Source organism: Brevundimonas sp. PAMC22021 (genome assembly GCF_019443405.1).
In the GTDB taxonomy this organism is placed as follows: Bacteria; Pseudomonadota; Alphaproteobacteria; order Caulobacterales; family Caulobacteraceae; genus Brevundimonas.
In genome coordinates, this window is record NZ_CP080376.1 from 2,262,073 (window position 1) to 2,277,769 (window position 15,697).

Annotated in this window: 16 protein-coding genes; 8 read left to right on the forward strand and 8 right to left on the reverse strand. The window is 69.4% G+C overall.

Translation table 11 applies throughout. From position 1 onward, the window contains the following. Positions 1–57 precede the first annotated feature (57 nt). Complete coding sequence (locus KY493_RS11210; protein WP_219896421.1) at positions 58–591, forward strand: GNAT family N-acetyltransferase; 534 nt, start codon at positions 58–60, stop codon at positions 589–591. A 19-nt stretch (positions 592–610) separates the two neighbouring features. Here the strand turns inward: KY493_RS11210 and KY493_RS11215 are convergent, their stop codons facing one another. Next, on the reverse strand, positions 611–805 hold the full coding sequence (locus KY493_RS11215; RefSeq protein WP_219896422.1) for a hypothetical protein: 195 nt from the start codon (positions 803–805) through the stop codon (positions 611–613). Between the two features lie 99 nt (positions 806–904). Then, positions 905–1,417, reverse strand: coding sequence for a hypothetical protein (locus tag KY493_RS11220; RefSeq protein WP_219896423.1), 513 nt, complete (start codon positions 1,415–1,417; stop codon positions 905–907). Between the two features lie 176 nt (positions 1,418–1,593). On the opposite strand from KY493_RS11220, the gene KY493_RS11225 reads away from it, so the two are divergent. After that, the gene (locus KY493_RS11225; RefSeq protein ID WP_219896424.1) at positions 1,594–2,796 is read left to right on the forward strand and encodes a threonine ammonia-lyase; all 1,203 of its coding nucleotides are present in this window, start codon (positions 1,594–1,596) and stop codon (positions 2,794–2,796) included. Further along, positions 2,777–3,298, forward strand: a complete 522-nt coding sequence (locus KY493_RS11230) for an FKBP-type peptidyl-prolyl cis-trans isomerase (RefSeq protein ID WP_219896425.1) — start codon at positions 2,777–2,779, stop codon at positions 3,296–3,298. The genes KY493_RS11225 and KY493_RS11230 overlap by 20 nt, the downstream gene beginning before the upstream one ends. Positions 3,299–3,361: 63 nt before the next feature. On the opposite strand, the gene queG is transcribed toward KY493_RS11230, so the two are convergent. From queG to KY493_RS11245, 3 genes are all read right to left on the reverse strand, one after another. Next, on the reverse strand, positions 3,362–4,495 hold the full coding sequence (queG, locus tag KY493_RS11235; RefSeq protein WP_219896426.1) for a tRNA epoxyqueuosine(34) reductase QueG: 1,134 nt from the start codon (positions 4,493–4,495) through the stop codon (positions 3,362–3,364). A gap of 166 nt (positions 4,496–4,661) precedes the next feature. Beyond that, the gene (locus KY493_RS11240; protein WP_219896427.1) at positions 4,662–5,342 is read right to left on the reverse strand and encodes a glutathione S-transferase family protein; all 681 of its coding nucleotides are present in this window, start codon (positions 5,340–5,342) and stop codon (positions 4,662–4,664) included. Between the two features lie 47 nt (positions 5,343–5,389). Beyond that, entirely contained in the window at positions 5,390–6,388 is a 999-nt protein-coding gene (locus tag KY493_RS11245) for a cation diffusion facilitator family transporter (RefSeq protein ID WP_219896428.1), read from the reverse strand. Between the two features lie 104 nt (positions 6,389–6,492). Here KY493_RS11245 and KY493_RS11250 point away from each other — a divergent pair, with 104 nt between their 5' ends. Further along, positions 6,493–7,299 carry an undecaprenyl-diphosphate phosphatase gene (locus KY493_RS11250; protein WP_219896429.1) on the forward strand — a complete coding sequence of 269 codons (807 nt, stop codon included), beginning with the start codon at positions 6,493–6,495 and terminating at the stop codon, positions 7,297–7,299. On the opposite strand, the gene KY493_RS11255 is transcribed toward KY493_RS11250, so the two are convergent. Beyond that, on the reverse strand, positions 7,296–8,291 hold the full coding sequence (locus KY493_RS11255; protein ID WP_219896430.1) for a complex I NDUFA9 subunit family protein: 996 nt from the start codon (positions 8,289–8,291) through the stop codon (positions 7,296–7,298). The genes KY493_RS11250 and KY493_RS11255 overlap by 4 nt on opposite strands. Positions 8,292–8,417: 126 nt before the next feature. On the opposite strand from KY493_RS11255, the gene KY493_RS11260 reads away from it, so the two are divergent. Continuing rightward, positions 8,418–8,849: a DUF488 family protein gene (locus KY493_RS11260; protein ID WP_219896431.1), complete on the forward strand. Its 432-nt coding sequence runs from the start codon at positions 8,418–8,420 to the stop codon at positions 8,847–8,849. Between the two features lie 76 nt (positions 8,850–8,925). Continuing rightward, positions 8,926–10,974: an OPT family oligopeptide transporter gene (locus tag KY493_RS11265; RefSeq protein ID WP_219896432.1), complete on the forward strand. Its 2,049-nt coding sequence runs from the start codon at positions 8,926–8,928 to the stop codon at positions 10,972–10,974. 189 nt (positions 10,975–11,163) lie between these two features. Here KY493_RS11265 and KY493_RS11270 read toward each other — a convergent pair whose 3' ends face one another. Further along, positions 11,164–12,222: a deoxyhypusine synthase gene (locus KY493_RS11270; protein WP_219896433.1), complete on the reverse strand. Its 1,059-nt coding sequence runs from the start codon at positions 12,220–12,222 to the stop codon at positions 11,164–11,166. 127 nt (positions 12,223–12,349) lie between these two features. Continuing rightward, a complete protein-coding gene (locus KY493_RS11275; RefSeq protein WP_219896434.1) occupies positions 12,350–13,615 on the reverse strand; it encodes a type III PLP-dependent enzyme in 1,266 nt (421 codons plus the stop codon). Positions 13,616–13,877: 262 nt separating this feature from the next. Here KY493_RS11275 and phnC point away from each other — a divergent pair, with 262 nt between their 5' ends. Together phnC and phnD are read left to right on the forward strand one after the other, a co-directional pair. Next, positions 13,878–14,687 (forward strand): phosphonate ABC transporter ATP-binding protein, encoded by an 810-nt coding sequence (gene phnC, locus KY493_RS11280; RefSeq protein ID WP_219896435.1) that lies wholly within the window; start codon positions 13,878–13,880, stop codon positions 14,685–14,687. Next, positions 14,684–15,691, forward strand: a complete 1,008-nt coding sequence (gene phnD / locus KY493_RS11285) for a phosphate/phosphite/phosphonate ABC transporter substrate-binding protein (protein ID WP_219896436.1) — start codon at positions 14,684–14,686, stop codon at positions 15,689–15,691. Before phnC ends, phnD begins: the two co-directional genes overlap by 4 nt. Positions 15,692–15,697: the final 6 nt, after the last annotated feature.

The following is a 15,697-nucleotide window of genomic DNA, read 5'->3' on the forward strand; positions in this document are numbered from 1 at the left end:
CTCGAAGTCCGCCCGAGCCCTCACAAGGAGGCGGACACGACAGCGAGGCAAACATCCATGTGCGTCATCGAAACCTCTCCCGTGGTCGAAACACGGCGCCTGACGCTGCGCGCGCCCAGCCCGGCGGACGCCGGCCGCATCGCCGCCCTGGCCAACGACATCGACATCGCCCGCATGACCAAGCGGATGCCGCATCCGTTCCGGATGAAGGACGCCGAGGACTTCGTGCTGCAGGTTGCGGCGCAGGATCCGCGCCGGGCCAACACCTTTGTCATCGAGCACGAGGACCAGGGTCCCGTCGGCGTGATCGGCGTCTACGAGGGCGACGACCATGTGCCCGAGACCGGCTACTGGATCGGTCGCGAGTTCTGGGGCCGGGGCTTCGCCACCGAGGCGCTGGAAGGCGCCCTGGTCTGGGCCGGCAAGCGGTGGAAGCGCCGCGCGCTGGTCGCCGGTCACTTCTCGGACAACCCCGCCTCGGGGCGCGTGCTGGAAAAGGCGGGCTTTCTCTACACCGGCGAGACCCGCACGGCCTTCAGCCGCGCCCGGGGCGAGAACGCCGACACCCGCATGATGGTCTGGCTGGCCTGATCCGACCGCCAGCTTGGGTTCAGGTGGTCAGCGCCGGTCCCAGGATGGCGGCGGCGGTGATCAGGCCGACCGCCGCCGTGGCCGCCGCGCCCGCCACAAAGGCCATGGCCGTGCGCGTGCGCCGGCGCCGCATCCCGCCGGCGCGGACCTGGCGGATGATGACGAACGGCGTCCGGTCGAAAGCCTCCGACCCGATGATGTTGTGCTGGGACAAGAGACGCTCCCCGACTGATCGCCTGAAGGATCGATCTGTCATGCGGCTCGCGGCCAAAGGATGGCGACCGGCGGTTTATGTCCGCCGGCCTTGTTCAACCTAGAGGACGACGTCCAGCGCGCCGTTGCGCACATCCACGCGGCGCATCAGCACCACCGGCTCTCCGCCCTCGACCCTGACCGGCGCGATCAGGAACCACGACCCGCTGGGCAGGCCCGTGAAGCTGAAGCGCCCGTTCTCGCACCGGGTGGACCGCACAAAGGCGCGATAGTCGGCGTTGGGATCCGGCACGTCGCGCGCGCGCACCACCGCCGCCGGCACCGCCGCGCGCTCGGTCGAGCCGTACAGCGTGCGGAACCGCTGACGCGTATAGGGGGTGTCCGGCGTCAGTCCCACCGAACCGACGCAGCCGAACACCTGGCCGCCCTCCCGATAGTCGACGCGGCCGTTGAGGGCGCCCTGCCCCCCTGCCGCCGACCAGGCGAAATCCTGAGGCTGGAACACCGCAGGGGCGCTGGGTCCGACCGGCGCATAGCCGGGCGTCGGCGCGCAGGCCGCGAGCGCGCCGGCCAGCAGCCCCGCCGCGGCGAGAGGGCGAATCCAACGGGACATGGAGGGTTTCCTTCCGGCTGAGCGTCTCGAACGTGGCGCCATGTTCGCACGAACGGCCATCCACGACCACCGTCCCGCGCTGCCTCTGGACCCCGGCCCGACAAAGGTCGAAAGAGCACCGCACAAATCGCCGCTTCGAGCGATGCCGACAGACACGCGTTCCGGGGAGCCCCTTCATGACCGTCACCTTCGCCGACATCCAGGCCGCGCAGGACCGCATCCGGGGCCAGGTGGACCGCACGCCGGCGCGCCACTCCCGGCGCCTGTCGCAGCTGACGGGGGCCGAGGTCTGGCTGAAGTTCGACAACCTGCACTTCACCGGCTCGTTCAAGGAGCGGGGCGCCCTGAACCGCCTGCTGCTGCTGAGCGCCGACGAGCGGCGGCGCGGGGTCGTGGCCGCCAGCGCCGGCAACCACGCCCAGGCCTTGGCCTATCACGGCGGACGCCTGGGCGTGCCCGTGACCATCGTCATGCCCGAGGGCACCCCCTTCGCCAAGATCAACGGCACCCGCTCGCACGGCGCGACGGTGGTGATCCACGGCCTGGACTTCTCCGGCGCGACCGAGGAGGCCAAGCGGCTGGAGGCGGAGAAGGGCTTTATCTTCGTCTCGGCCTTTGACGACGAGGGCATTGTCGCGGGCCAGGGCGTGTGCGGGCTGGAGTTCATGGAGGACGCGCCCGATCTCGACGCCTTGCTGATCCCGATCGGCGGCGGCGGCCTAATCGCCGGCAGCGCCATCGCGGCCAAGGCCCTGAAGCCGAACGTCAAGGTCTGCGGCGTCGAGGCCGCGCGCTATCCGTCCTTCACCGCCCGTAGAGCCGGCCAGCCGCCGAAATGCACCGGCCAGACCATCGCCGAGGGCATCGCCATCAAGGCCGTGGGCGAAATCCCCTTCGGTCTGTCCGACAGACTGATCGACGACGTCTTCGTTTGCGAGGAGGCGGACTTCGAACGCGGCGTCTCCCTGCTGGTTACCCACGAAAAGACGGTGGTCGAGGGCGCGGGCGCGGGCGGCCTGGCCGCCATGCTGGCCAACCCGGACCGCTTCACGGGCATGAAGGTCGGCCTGGTGCTGACCGGCGGCAACATCGATGCGCGCATGCTGGCGGTGGTGCTGAACCGCGAAATGGTGCGCGAGCGGCGCATGATCGTCTACCGCATCCTGGGCGACGACCGGCCGGGCATGCTGTCGGCCATGGCGGCCGTGATCGGCGGCCTCGGCGGCAACATCATCGACGTGGTTCACAACCGCCTGGCGCTGGACGTGCCGGCCAAGGGGGCGGAGTTCGACATCATGGTCGAAACGCGCGATAGCGCCCACGCCGACGAGATCGGGGCGGCGCTGAAGGATCGTGGATATGAACTCCGCATGGGTTAAGGGCGCGCTGGCCGCCTCTTTCCTGCTGGCCGCCTGCGGCCCCGCCGCCGCCCCGTCCGATCCGAACGCCGGCAAGGCCGAGGCCTCCGCCTTCATGGCCGAGAACGCCAAGGCCGAGGGCGTTCAGACCCTGCCCTCGGGCCTGCAGTACAAGGTGATCCAGTCGGGCCCGCCCGCCGGCGAAAGCCCGGACCTCAACGATCTGGTCAAGGTCGATTACGAGGGCACGCTGACGGACGGCTCGGTGTTCGACTCTTCGTTCGCGCGCGGGACGCCGGCGGTGTTCACGCCAGAGACCGTGGTCCCCGGCTGGACCGAAGCCTTGCAGAAGATGCGCGTAGGCGACGAATGGCTGCTCTACCTCCCGCCAGAGCTGGGTTACGGCGAGGCCGGCGGCGGCGGCAAGATCCCGCCCAACGCCGTTCTGGTGTTCCGCCTCAAGCTGCTCGACATCGCCCGCGCTCCCGGCGGCGGCTCAGGCGTCGGCCAGGCGATGGGCTAAACGCCTACTCTCCTCCCCATTTCATGGGGAGGTGGCGCGGCGCGAGGCGCCGTGACGGAGGGGTCAAGCGGCGGTGGATGCCGGCACGACCTCAAGCGAAAGCGACCCCTCCACCCCCGGCTGCGCCGGCGGTCCCCCTCCCCGTCGCTGCGCCACAGGGAGGAGAGGCTCTAATCGCGCCAGCGCCCACTGCGCCGCGTCGCGCACCACCGGGTCGGCGTCGTCCAGCAGCGCCCGCACCGGCTCGACCAGCGCCGCATCGCCGGAGTTGCCGGCCGCATAAAGCACGTTCCGAACGAACCGGTCCCGCCCGATCCGCTTCACCGGACTCCTGGCGAACAGGGCGCGGAACGCCGCGTCATCGAGCCGGAGCAACGCCTCCAGGCGCGGGGCGACGAACGCCTCGCGCGGCTGCAGCCGCATCTCGCGGGCGGCTTGCGCGAACTTGTTCCACGGACACACGCCCAGGCAATCGTCGCAGCCATAGATGCGCGAGCCGGTAGCCGCCCGAAACTCTTCCGGCCAGGCGCCCGCGAACTCGATCGTCAGGTAGGACAGGCACCGCCGGGCATCCAGCTGGAACGGCGCGGGAAAGGCGTTCGTGGGGCAGGCGTCCAGACAGGCGGTGCAGCGTCCACAGTGCTCCGCCTCCGGCGCATCCGGCTCGATCTCGGCGGCCGTCAGGATGGTGCCCAGGAACAGCCAGTTGCCGTGGGTGCGGCTGAGAAGATTGGTGTGCTTGCCCTGCCAGCCCAGGCCCGCGCGCTGCGCCAGCGGCTTTTCCATCAAGGGTGCGGTGTCGACGAAGACCTTGATGTCGGCCCCGTTCCGCGCCGCGATCTGGCCGGCAAGCTGCTTCAGCCGCCCCTTGATGACCTCATGGTAGTCGTCGCCGCGCGCATAGACCGAGATGTAGCCGGCCGAGCGGTCGGCCAGCGCCGGCAGCGGGTCCTCGTCCGGGCCGTAGTTCATGCCCAGGACGATGGCGGTCCGCGCTTCGGTCCACATGGAGGTGGGGTGGTCGCGCCGGTCCAGCGTGGTCTCCATCCACGCCATCTCGCCGTGGCGCCCCTCGCCCACAAAGGCGCGCAGCCGCTCGCCCGCCGGCCAGGCGTCCGCCGCCGAGGCGAACCGGCAGACGTCGAAGCCGAGCTCGGCCGCGCGCTGGCGGATAAAGGTCTTGAGGCGTTCGCTCACGAAAATGGATTAGCACATCTCTCTCCTCCTTGCCGCGCACGCGGCGGGGAGGTGGATCGACGGCGACAGCCGGCGAGACGGAGGGGCTCTGAACGCGGAACACCCCTCCGTCACGAGGCTTGCGCCTCGCGCCACTTCCCCATCTGCGATGGGGAGGAGAGGGTTTTCAGAAATCCAGGTCGGCGTAGCAGGCCGCCGCCGCGACGCCGTTGAAACGGTCGCCCAGCAGCGGGCGGAAGCATGGGCGCGACTTCAGCTTCATGTACCAGGTCTTCAGCGACGGCCATGAGCCCCAGGCCACCTCGCCGAAATAGTCGTGGATCGACAGGTGGGCCGCGGCGATCAGGTCGGCCTGCGACAGCCGCCGCCCCGCCAGCCAGTCGCGCGTCTGCAGCAGGTCGTCCAGCACGCCCAGATGATGACGCAGCGAGACCCGCCCTTCCCGCAGCGCCTGCGCATCGGGCGAGCCCAGCTTCAGCAGCGGCTTTTCCACCCGCTCATGCAGCAGGACGGCGTCCACATCGTCGGTGAAGCGGCGCTCGAACCAGCCGATCAGGCGGCGCGCCTCGGCCCGCTCGGCGGCGTCGGCCGGCAGCAGCAGGGCGCCCTTCACGCCGTCCTCGACCCAGCCCATGATCGCATGCAGTTCGCACAGCACCAGCGGCCGTCCGCGCTCGCTGACCTCCAGCACCGGCGGCATGCCCGACGGGTTCAGCGTCTGGGTGGGCGCATTCGGCTCCCAGGGTTTGACCACCACGTCCGTCCACTCGATCCTCGCCTCGCCCAGCGCCAGCCGCGCCGCGCGGGACGCCGGATGGAAAGGGAAGTGATAGAGGACGCAGGCCATGGCGAACCCATAGGCCCGCTCGCGTTAAGCGCGCGTTTACCGCGTGCTCAGGACCAGGGTCCGCGGCGCTTGGGCGGCGCGTCCGCCGCCGGCTCGCCCGTCGGCTGGATAGGGGCAGCAGGCGCCGGCGCGGCCTCGGCCAGAGCCCCGGTGTGCGGCTCGGCCCGCCCCTTGGGATCGGCGTGGATCAGGAGGTCGGCGGCCGGGTAGTGCGCCAGGACGCGCCGCTCGGCCTCGACCACGATGGCGTGGGCCGTCTCCAGCGTCAGGGTGGGCTCCAGATCGACGTGCATCTGGATCAGCATCATCGGCCCCGACATGCGGGTGCGCAGGCCGTGCACGCCCAGCACGCGCGGATCGGCCAACACGGCCTGGGTGATCGCCTGCCGGTCGCTTTCGGGGGCCGCGCGATCCAGCAGGTGGTCGGCCGCCGCCTTGAGCATGCCGGTCGCCCCCCAGAACAGCCACACGGCCACCACGATGCCCGCCGCCGCATCCAGCCCCGGCGCGTTCAGATAGGCGCCGGACGCCACCCCGATCAGCACCACGACATTGGCGGCGATGTCGGCGGCGTAGTGGGCGCGGTCGCCCGCCACCGCCATCGAACCGCTGGTCTTCAGCGCCCGCGTCTGCATCCACACCAGCCAGCCGGTGACGGCGATCGACAGCGCGACCACGCCCACGGCCCAGCCGCCGGCGGTCACCGGGCGGGGCTCGAACACGCGCTGGACGCCCTCCCAGCCGATAAAGACGGCGGAGGCGAACACCAGCCCCGCCTGGACCAGCGCCGCCAGCGCCTCGCCCTTGCCGTGACCATAGCGATGGTCCTCGTCCGGCGGGGCTGCGGCCCAGCGCACGGCGTAGAAGGTGGCCAGGGACGCGATCAGGTCCAGACACGAGTCCGCCAGCGTCGCCAGGATCGACACAGACCCCGACGCCCCCAGCGCGAACGCCTTCAGCGCGATCAGCAACACGGCCACCGCCACCGACAGGCGCGTGATGCGGCGGGTCGCCAGATGGGCGTCTTGCAGGGCGGGAGGGGTCATCGCCGCCTTGTCGCGCAAACGCGCGGCCTTGCCAACGGCCGCCGCGATGAGGCTAAGGGAGCACGCGAAGGACCGGCGCGGCGTCGGCCCACAGGGATCATCGGATGTCGGACTGGCTGGCGGCGCTCATTCTCGGCCTGGTGGAGGGACTGACCGAGTTCATTCCCGTCTCCTCGACCGGCCACATGCTGCTGCTGGGCCACTTCCTGGGCTTCGAGAGCACCGGCAAGACGTTCGAGATCGTGATCCAGCTGGGCGCGCTGCTGGCCATCATCAGCGTCTATTTCCGAAAGCTTTGGACGCTGGCGACCCGCTGGCCGTTCGATGCTGAGGCGCGTCGCTTCCTGATCGGCCTGGGCCTCGCCTTTATGCCGGCGGCGGTGATCGGCTTCTTCGCCTATGACTTCATCAAGACGGTGCTGTTCGAGACGCCCCTGGTGATCTGCGTGGCCCTGATCGTCGGGGGCGTGATCCTGCTGCTGCTGGATCGGATGCCGAAGCGGCCGCGCTGGATCGACGCCGACGCCTATCCCTTGCGGCTCTATTTCCTGATCGGCCTGTTCCAGTGCCTGGCCATGATCCCCGGCGTGTCGCGTTCGGGCGCGACCATCGCCGGCGGCCTGCTGCTTGGCACCGACAAGCGTTCGGCCGCCGAGTTCAGCTTTTTCCTCGCCCTTCCGACCATGGGGGCGGCGGTCGCCTATGACCTGTTCAAGAACCGGGACGTGCTGGACTTCTCGGACCTGGGCCTGATCGCGGTCGGTTTCGTCGCCGCCTTCGTGACCGCCCTGGCCGTGGTGCGGTTCCTGCTCGAGTTCGTCAGCCGCCGCGGCTTTGCGCCCTTCGCCTGGTGGCGGATCGCGGTCGGCTTGATCGGCATCGCGGGTCTGGCGATGACCGGCGGGCTTTAGGCCGTCTCGCCGGCGCCGCCCGCATAGATCGGGGCCTCGGCGAACTGCCCGCCGCGACGGAAGCGCCACAGGTACGACGGCGCGATCGCCTCCAGCCCCGTCGGCTCGATGCCCAGCGCCGCCAGCCCCTCGGCGCCCGAGGCGACCACATTGTCCCGCTGCAGCATCAGCACCTGATCGCCGGTGATCGGCGGCTCGATACCCAGAAGGCCCAGCGGCTTCATCAGCGTCGCCAGCATCTTGGCCGCGCCGAACGGCAGGCCGATCAGCGGCTTGCTGCGATTGGTCTCGCGCAGCACCAGCTTCATCAGGTCTTCGAACGAATAGACGGAGGGGCCGCCCAGCTCATAGGTCCGGCCGCCCGCTTCGCGCACCGACACGGCGCGCGCCACCGCCTCGGCCACGTCGCCGACATAGACCGGCTGGAACCGCGTCTTGCCGCCGCCGATCAGCGGCAGGCCGGGGCCATAGGCGGCCATGTGGGCGAAGCGGTTCAGGAAGCTGTCACCCGATCCGAACACGATGGAGGGACGCAGGATCACCGCATCCGGATAGACCGCGCGCACCGCGGCCTCGGCCTCGGCCTTGGAGCGGCCATAGCCCGACTTGCTGTCCGCATCGGCGCCGATGGCCGAGATCTGCACCAGCCGCTCGACACCCGCCGCCCGCGCCGACTGCGCGATGCGGCGCGCGCCCTCGACGTGCAGCGCCTGGAACGACCGCTTGCCGCCCTCGGCCAGCACGCCCACCAGATTGACCACGGCGTTCGCGCCGCGCACGGCCCTGGCCACGTCCTCGTCGCGGCCGATGTCGCAGTGCATGAACTGGATCTGGCCGACGTCGCCCAGCGGCTGAACCTCGATGGCCTGGGTCGGATTGCGCACGGCGATCCGCACGCGCCAGCCGCGCTTGGCCAGCGTCCGAACCGCCTGCGACCCGATAAAGCCCGAGCCTCCGAACAGGGTGACCAGACCAGGAACGAACTCAGCCATTGGGGGCTCCGAAGACACAGGCGCGGCGGCGTGCAAGCCGCTTCGTCGCGCGGGATAGACGATGCGGCCGCAGCGAGCAACGCAGGGACGCTTGGGCCGATCCCGCCCCGCACCCATATGTCCGTCATGCCCCTGTTCACCATCGGATACGAAGGCTCGACGCAGGCCGAGGTCATCGGCCGCCTCAAGGCCGCGGGCGTCGAGACCCTGGTCGACGTGCGCGCGGTCGCCGCCTCGCGCCGGGCGGGCTTCTCCAAGACCATTCTGGGAAACAGCCTGCGCGCGGAAGGCGTCGACTATCTGCACCTGCGGGCGCTGGGCACGCCCAAGGCCGGGCGCGAGGCGGCGCGCAAGGGTCGCATATCCGAGATGCGCGCCATCTTCGACGACCACCTGGCCGAGCCCGAGGCCGTGCTGGCCTATCAGCAGCTGAAGACCCTGGCCGGCGAGCGGCGCGTGGCCCTCTTGTGCTTCGAAGCCGACCACGCGGGTTGCCACCGCGCCGTGCTCGCCGAGCGGCTGCAGGCCGACGACGGCGTCGAGGTGATCAACCTGTAGCATCCTTTCGGCGAACGCGGTTGCCAGCGGCAGGCTTTGCCGCTTAGCTCCCGGCGAAACGTCGAGGGGGCCCGCCATGACCGACATCACGTCCGCGCCGAAAAAGCGCGTGGAATTGACCCTTCGGGCGCTGGCGCTCGGCTGCCTGCTGGCGGTGATCTTCACCGCCGCCAACACCTATCTGGGCCTGCTGGTCGGCCTGACCTTCGCCTCGGCCATCCCGGCTGCAGTGATCTCCATGGCAATCCTGCGGGCGTTCCGCTCCTCCACCATCTGGGAGAACATGACCGTTCAGACCGTGGCCTCGGTCGGCGGGGCCATGAGCTCGATCATATTCGTGCTGCCGGGCCTGGTGATGATCGGCTGGTGGCTGGAGTTCCCGTTCTGGCAGTCGGTGCTGATCTGCGCGCTCGGCGGCGTTCTGGGCGTCACCTTCTCCATTCCGCTGCGGCGCGCGTTGGTGGTCAATGGCGGCCTGCCCTATCCCGAAGGCGTCGCCGCCGCCGAGGTGCTCAAGGTCGGTTCGCGCGGAACCGAACAGACCGAAAGCGCGGTGCGCGAGAACAAGGCCGGGCTGTGGGTCGTGGTCGGCGGCGCCCTGGCCTCGGCCGGCTACGCCCTCTCGACGGCGGCCCAGCTGTTCGCGGCCGAAGCCGCCCGCTTCGTGCGCCTGCCGGCCGCGCTCGGCGGCGGCGCCACCGGCATGGGCTTCGGGCTCCAGTTCGCGCTGTTGGGCGCCGGTCACCTGATCGGCCTAACGGTCGGCCTGTCGCAGCTGTTCGGCCTGATCCTGGCCTGGGGCATCGCCGTGCCGGTCCTGACCAGCCCGGACACCATCGCCTGGCTTCAGGCGCACGGCATCCCCTCCATCGCCGCCACCCTGCCCGCCGGCGCCTCGGCCGAGGAGCTCGCCTCCACTGTCTGGAGCCGCGAGGTTCGCTTCATGGGCGCGGGCGTGATCGGCGTGGCCGCCATCTGGACCCTGATCAAGCTGGCCGGGCCGCTGGTCGCCGGCCTCGCCTCGGCGCTCGCCGCCAACGCCCGCCGCAGCCACGGCGAAGTGCTGGACCGCACCGAACAGGACCTTCCGATCAAGCTGGTCGGCGCCCTGTCGCTGGCCTGCCTCGTCGGCATCGCCGGCCTGCTCGCCTGGTTCGCCCAGAGCGCGCCGGCGCTGGCGGGCTCCACCGCCATGCTGGTGATCGGCGGCCTCGTCTATGTGGTGCTGGTGGGCTTCGCGGTCGCCGCCATCTGCGGCTACATGGCCGGCCTGATCGGCTCGTCCAACAGCCCGGTGTCCGGCGTCGGCATCCTGGCGGTGGTGATCGCCTCGCTGCTGATGCTGGGCGTCATGGCCATTTCCGGCGTACCGGCCGATCCCTCGATCATCGCCTTCGCTCTGATCGTCACCGGCGTGGTCTTCGCCGTCGCGGTGATCGCCAACGACAACCTCCAGGACCTGAAGACCGGCCAGTTGGTCGAGGCCACGCCATGGCGCCAGCAGACGGCCCTGATCGTCGGCGTCGGCGCCGGCGCCCTGGTCATTCCGCTGATCCTGAACCTGCTCAACCAGGCCTTCGGCTTCGAAGGCGGCCCGCCCGCGATCGCCGAGGGCGCCCAGACCCTGGCCGCGCCTCAGGCCACCCTGATCTCGGCCCTGGCGCGCGGCGTCATCGGCGGCGATCTGCGCTGGGACCTGATCGGCCTGGGCGCTGTGATCGGCGTCGTCATCATCGTGCTGGACGCGGTGCTGGAGAAGGCCACCAACAAGCGCATCAAGCTGCCGCCGCTGGCCGTCGGCATCGGCTTCTACCTGCCGGCGGCGGTGACCACCATGCTGGTGATCGGCGCCGTCTGCGGCTGGCTGTACGAGCGGGCGGTGGCGTCCAAGTCCTACGCCCCGGTCGCGCGCCGAATGGGCGTGCTGCTGGCGTCCGGTCTGATCGTGGGCGAAAGCCTGTTCGGCGTGCTGAACGCCGGCATCATCGTGGCCAGCCGCGACGCCGAATGGGCTGCCTTCCCGCTGGGCGATGCCTGGCCCGCCATGCTCGCCGGCGTCGTGGTGTTCGCAGCCCTCGCCGCAGGGCTGTACGCCTGGACGAAGTCGAGAGCGGCGAAGGTCTGAGAGGTCTTCCCCCGCTTGTCGGGGGTGGAGGAAGGAACGGCGGAGCCGTTTCGACGACCGTCAGCTCGTGGCGCGAAGCGACACGGCTGACGATGAGGGAAGTCTCCCGAAGAAGACTCCCCTCATCGACCCTGGATCGCTTCGCGATCGACGGGCCACTTCTCCCGCAAGCGGGAGAAGGTCTGGTGTTTACGCGGCCTTCTCGAACAGTTTCTGCCAGCGACGCGGCTCGCGGTTCTTCCAGGCTTCGCGGTGGTAGGCGTCCGAGCCGATCAGCGGCACCACGGTGGTGGCTTCGGCGAAGACCATCTGCTCGTGCGTGGTCTGGACCTTGCCCCACGACGCGGCTTCCTTGAGCGTCGAGGACGAGCAGGCGCCGTCGCGCACGTCGGCCACCGTGATCTGGACCGCATAGCGGTGCATCTCGGCTTCCACGCCCAGGATTTCGGCGCAGACGACGGTGTCCTGGGCGAAGTTCTTGGGCACGCCGCCGCCGACCATGAACAGGCCGGTGACGCCCGCCGCGATCTTGATGTCGGTCAGCTCGCGGAAGTCGGCGATGGCGTCCAGCATCATATAGGGCTGGCCGGCGGCGGCCCGCTCCTTCTGGTGCTTGACGAGGCCGAAGCCGGCCGAGCTATCCACGAACGCCGGGCAGAAGATCGGCACGCCCATCTCATAGGCGGTCTGGATCAGCGAGCCTTCCTTCTTGGCGTTGCCCTCCGACAGCCACTTGCCCATCTCCCAGATGAACTCGCGCGAGGAATAGCCGCGCGGCTCCAGCCGGTTGGCGATCTCCAGGATGGTGTGGTCGCAGGCCTGGAGCTCTTCCTCGTCGATGTAGGTGTCGTAGATCCGGTCGATGTAGTTGTCGCGCAGGACGTTGTCGTCGACTTGGCCGGCGGCCTGATAGTGCTTGAAGCCAAGCGCCTCGAAGAAGTCCATGTCGACGATGGAGGCGCCGGTGGCGACCACGGCGTCGATCATACCGAACTTCACCATGTCGCGGTACACGTGCATGCAGCCGCCGGCCGAGGTCGAGCCGGCCAGGATCAGCCACGGCGAGCAGTCCTTGTCCTCCAGCGCCATGTTGAAGATGTCGGCCGCGCGCGCGGTGTCGCGCGACGAAAAGCTCATCTTGCGCATGCTGTCGATGATGGGCCGCGCGTCGAACGAGGTGATGTCGACATGCTCGACAACGTTCTGCAGCAGCTCGGCCTTGGAGTTGGTTTGAACGGGAGCGTTCATCTCTCGGGTTTCCCTTTGGGTTGAGCGCCCGTCGTCAGAAGAAACAGCGGCCCGGACGGAGCGACGGGCCGCTGCTGGTTACAGGATCTCGGTGACGAAACGGCGCCGACCGGGATCGATGAAACGATTACTTCCGGCGCGACCGGCGCTGACCGGCCTTGCCCTTGGGACGCGACAGACGCACGACCTTGCGGGCCGTCTCCTCCGCCGTGGTGCGCACGGTCGGGATGGAGCGCGGGGCCAGACCGTAGAGCGAGGCCATCGGAGCATCCTCGACCACGGCGACGTCATGCTCGCCATAGCCGTTGAAGCCCGTCGTCATGGCCACGCCGTAGGCGCCCAGCATGCCGATCTCGATGAAGTCGCCTTCGCGCACGTCGGCCGGCAGCCAGAACGGTCCCGGCATGTGGTCGATCGAGTCACAGGTCGGACCGTAGAACTGGAACGCCTTCAGCTCGCCCGCCGCCTCCCCGTCCCGCACCAACTTGGTCGGGAAGGGCCAGCGCGAATGGGTCGCATCGAACAGCGAGCCATAGGAGCCGTCGTTCAGATACAGGGCGTCGCCCTTGCGCAGGTCCACGCGCGCCAGCACCGACGACGATTCCGCCACCAGCGCCCGGCCCGGCTCGCACCACAGCTCGGTCGTCTCCGAAACCGGCATCTCGTTGAAGCCGCGATGGATAGCCTCGGCGTATTCGTTCAGGTCCGGCGGGACCATGCCCGGATAGACTGACGGAAAGCCGCCGCCGACATCGACGATGTCCACGATCACGCCCGCCCGGCTGATCGAACGGCCGACCTGCGCCATCGCCGCCTGATAGGCGGTCGGGCGCATGCACTGCGAACCGACATGGAACGAAACGCCCATCAGCCCGTCCTTGACCGCCTGGCGCGTGGCCAGCAGCAGAGCCGGCGCCTGGTCCGGCGAGACACCGAACTTGCCCGACAGCGTATAGGCCGCCCCGTCCGCCGACACGGCCATGCGCACGATCAGGTTCAGATCGTCCGCGCCGCCGGTGGCGTCGAGGATCTTGTCCAGCTCTTCCACGCAATCCAGCGAGAAGGTGCGGACGCCATGGTCGAAATAGGCGCGGGTGATGGCCGAACGGCTCTTCACCGGGTGCATGAAGGCCAGACGCGCATCGGCGGACACCGAGCGCACCAGTTCGATCTCGGCGAGGGACGCCACGTCGAAGCCGCGCACGCCCGCCTCCACCAGGGTCTCGACGACCCAGCGCGAGGGGTTCGCCTTCACTGCATAGAAGACGTCGGCCTTTAGATTATCCTGGAACCAGCGCGCCGCTACGGAAACCGAACGCGGCCGCACGAGTGCGACTGGACGTTCAGGAGGCCGCTCGCGGACCAGGTCCAGGGGAAGCTGGTACGTGCGCAATTCACGTAACCCCCTGTTAGTTGTTAACCCAGACCGGCGTTAGCAGCGCGTAACGGTTAGACCTACGGGGTCCGCCGGAAGGCGCGATATGGGGTGATCGCCCTGTCATGTAAAGAGGCAATTTCGTGGCCGGGTCCCCGCGCCGGTGCGGCTCGCGGGCTGCGCTCTGGACGAGATCGCCGCCGCCGTGCGATTAAGGGTTGCCTTGGCGCATGTCTCGCGTCATGCGGCGCCCCTTTCGCCACAGCCTCCCAGCGAGTTCATGAGTTCATCAGCCGCCGCAGCCGCCCCGGGCCTGGTCCTGGCGCGCGACGTGTCGAAGACCTTCGGATCGCGCAAGGCGCTGGACGGCGTCTCCGTCCAGGTCGCCGCGGGCGAGATGGTCGCCCTGATCGGTCCGTCCGGATCGGGCAAGTCCACCCTGCTGCGCTCGATCACGGGCCTTCAGACCATCGACGCCGGTCCCGGCGTGATCCAGGTGTTCGGCGAGACCGTCCAGAAGGACGGACGCACGACCTCGGCCACGCGTCGCGCCCGCGGCCGGCTGGGCATGATCTTTCAGCAGTTCAACCTGGTGGGGCGCCTCAGCCTGTTCTCCAACGTCATGCTGGGCGCGCTGGGCCGCATCCCGGCCTGGCAGGGCCTCTTCGGCCTGTGGCCGCGCGCGGACAAGGACAAGGCCATGGCGGCCCTGCACCGGGTCGGCGTTTCCGACTACGCCGGCCAGCGCGCCAACACCCTGTCGGGCGGTCAGCAGCAGCGCGGCGCCATCGCCCGCGCCATCGTCCAGGGCGCCCAGGCGATCCTGGCCGACGAGCCGGTCGCCTCTCTGGACCCGGTGTCCGCCCGCAAGGTGATGGAGTTGCTGGTCGAGCTGAACAAGCGCGACGGCATGGGCGTGATCGTCACCCTGCACCAGGTCGACTACGCCATCCGCTACTGCGACCGCGTGATCGCGCTGCAGGGCGGCAAGATCGTCTATGACGGCCCCTCCATGGGGCTGGACCAACAACGCCTGATCGAAATCTACGGTCCCGAATTCGAGGACGCGTTCTGGGAGACCAAGGCATGAGCCTGTCCCGCCGTTTCATCGCCAAGCTTGGGGCCGCCGCCGGCGCCATGGCCCTGCTGACTTTGTCCGCCTGCGGCGGCGGAGACGAAAAGGCTGCGGGCGGCGCGCCGTCCGAAGTGGTCTTCTCCATCCTTTCGGCCGAGGGCCAGGCCTCTTCGGGCCCGCTGTGGCAGCCGCTGCTGGACGACATGTCCAAGGCGATCGGCGTGCCGGTGAAGCCCTTCTTCGGCTCCAACTACAACGTCCTGGTCGAGGCCATGCGCTTCAACCAGACCCAGGTCGCCTGGTTCTCGGCCAAGCCGGCGCTTGAGGCCGTCGACCGCGCCCAGGGCGAGGTCATCGCCCGCACCGTCGATCCCGAGGGCCGCGACAGCTACACCTCGACCCTGGTGGTCAAGAAGGGTTCGGGCATCACGCTGGACAAGGTGCTGGCCTGCGGCAAGCAGTACGACTTCGGCATCGGCGACGCCCAGTCCACCTCGGGCACGCTTGCGCCCATGACCTTCCTGTTCAATCCGCGCGGCATCGTCCCCAACCAGTGCTTCCGCACCGTGCGCGCCGCCAACCACCAGGCCAACGCCTTCGCCGTGGCCACCGGCGTGGTGGACGTCGCCACCTCCAACTCGGTCAACACCGTCTTCCTGCGCCGCGAGAACCCGCAGGTCGCCGACCAGATCGAGGACATCTGGACCTCGCCGCCGATCCCGGAATCCGGCATCCTGCTGCGCGAGGACCTGGACCCGGCGCTGAAGGAAAAGATCCGCGCCTTCTTCCTTTCGTACGGTCAGGGCCAGGGCGCCGAGGCTGATCGCCAGCGCCAGGTGATGGCCGGCCTGAACTATTCGATGTTCCGCGCCGCCGACGACAGCTACCTCGACCCCGTGCGCGAAATGGTCGCCGACCAGAAGCTGAGCGAGGCGCGCGCCAAGAACGACCAGGCCGGCGTCGCCGCCGCCGAGCGCGAACTGTCGACGCTGCGCGCCAAGCGCGAGGTCCAGCCGTGAACACGG

What these genes read in the sequence shown, in the direction of transcription:
- KY493_RS11210 (WP_219896421.1), top strand. Translation starts at nt 58, where the DNA reads ATGTGCGTCATCGAAACCTCTCCCGTGGTCGAAACACGGCGCCTGACG.
- KY493_RS11220 (WP_219896423.1), bottom strand. Translation starts at nt 1,417, where the DNA reads ATGTCCCGTTGGATTCGCCCTCTCGCCGCGGCGGGGCTGCTGGCCGGC.
- KY493_RS11225 (WP_219896424.1), top strand. Translation starts at nt 1,594, where the DNA reads ATGACCGTCACCTTCGCCGACATCCAGGCCGCGCAGGACCGCATCCGG.
- KY493_RS11230 (WP_219896425.1), top strand. Translation starts at nt 2,777, where the DNA reads ATGAACTCCGCATGGGTTAAGGGCGCGCTGGCCGCCTCTTTCCTGCTG.
- KY493_RS11240 (WP_219896427.1), bottom strand. Translation starts at nt 5,342, where the DNA reads ATGGCCTGCGTCCTCTATCACTTCCCTTTCCATCCGGCGTCCCGCGCG.
- KY493_RS11245 (WP_219896428.1), bottom strand. Translation starts at nt 6,388, where the DNA reads ATGACCCCTCCCGCCCTGCAAGACGCCCATCTGGCGACCCGCCGCATC.
- KY493_RS11250 (WP_219896429.1), top strand. Translation starts at nt 6,493, where the DNA reads ATGTCGGACTGGCTGGCGGCGCTCATTCTCGGCCTGGTGGAGGGACTG.
- KY493_RS11255 (WP_219896430.1), bottom strand. Translation starts at nt 8,291, where the DNA reads ATGGCTGAGTTCGTTCCTGGTCTGGTCACCCTGTTCGGAGGCTCGGGC.
- KY493_RS11260 (WP_219896431.1), top strand. Translation starts at nt 8,418, where the DNA reads ATGCCCCTGTTCACCATCGGATACGAAGGCTCGACGCAGGCCGAGGTC.
- KY493_RS11265 (WP_219896432.1), top strand. Translation starts at nt 8,926, where the DNA reads ATGACCGACATCACGTCCGCGCCGAAAAAGCGCGTGGAATTGACCCTT.
- KY493_RS11270 (WP_219896433.1), bottom strand. Translation starts at nt 12,222, where the DNA reads ATGAACGCTCCCGTTCAAACCAACTCCAAGGCCGAGCTGCTGCAGAAC.
- phnC (WP_219896435.1), top strand. Translation starts at nt 13,878, where the DNA reads ATGAGTTCATCAGCCGCCGCAGCCGCCCCGGGCCTGGTCCTGGCGCGC.
- phnD (WP_219896436.1), top strand. Translation starts at nt 14,684, where the DNA reads ATGAGCCTGTCCCGCCGTTTCATCGCCAAGCTTGGGGCCGCCGCCGGC.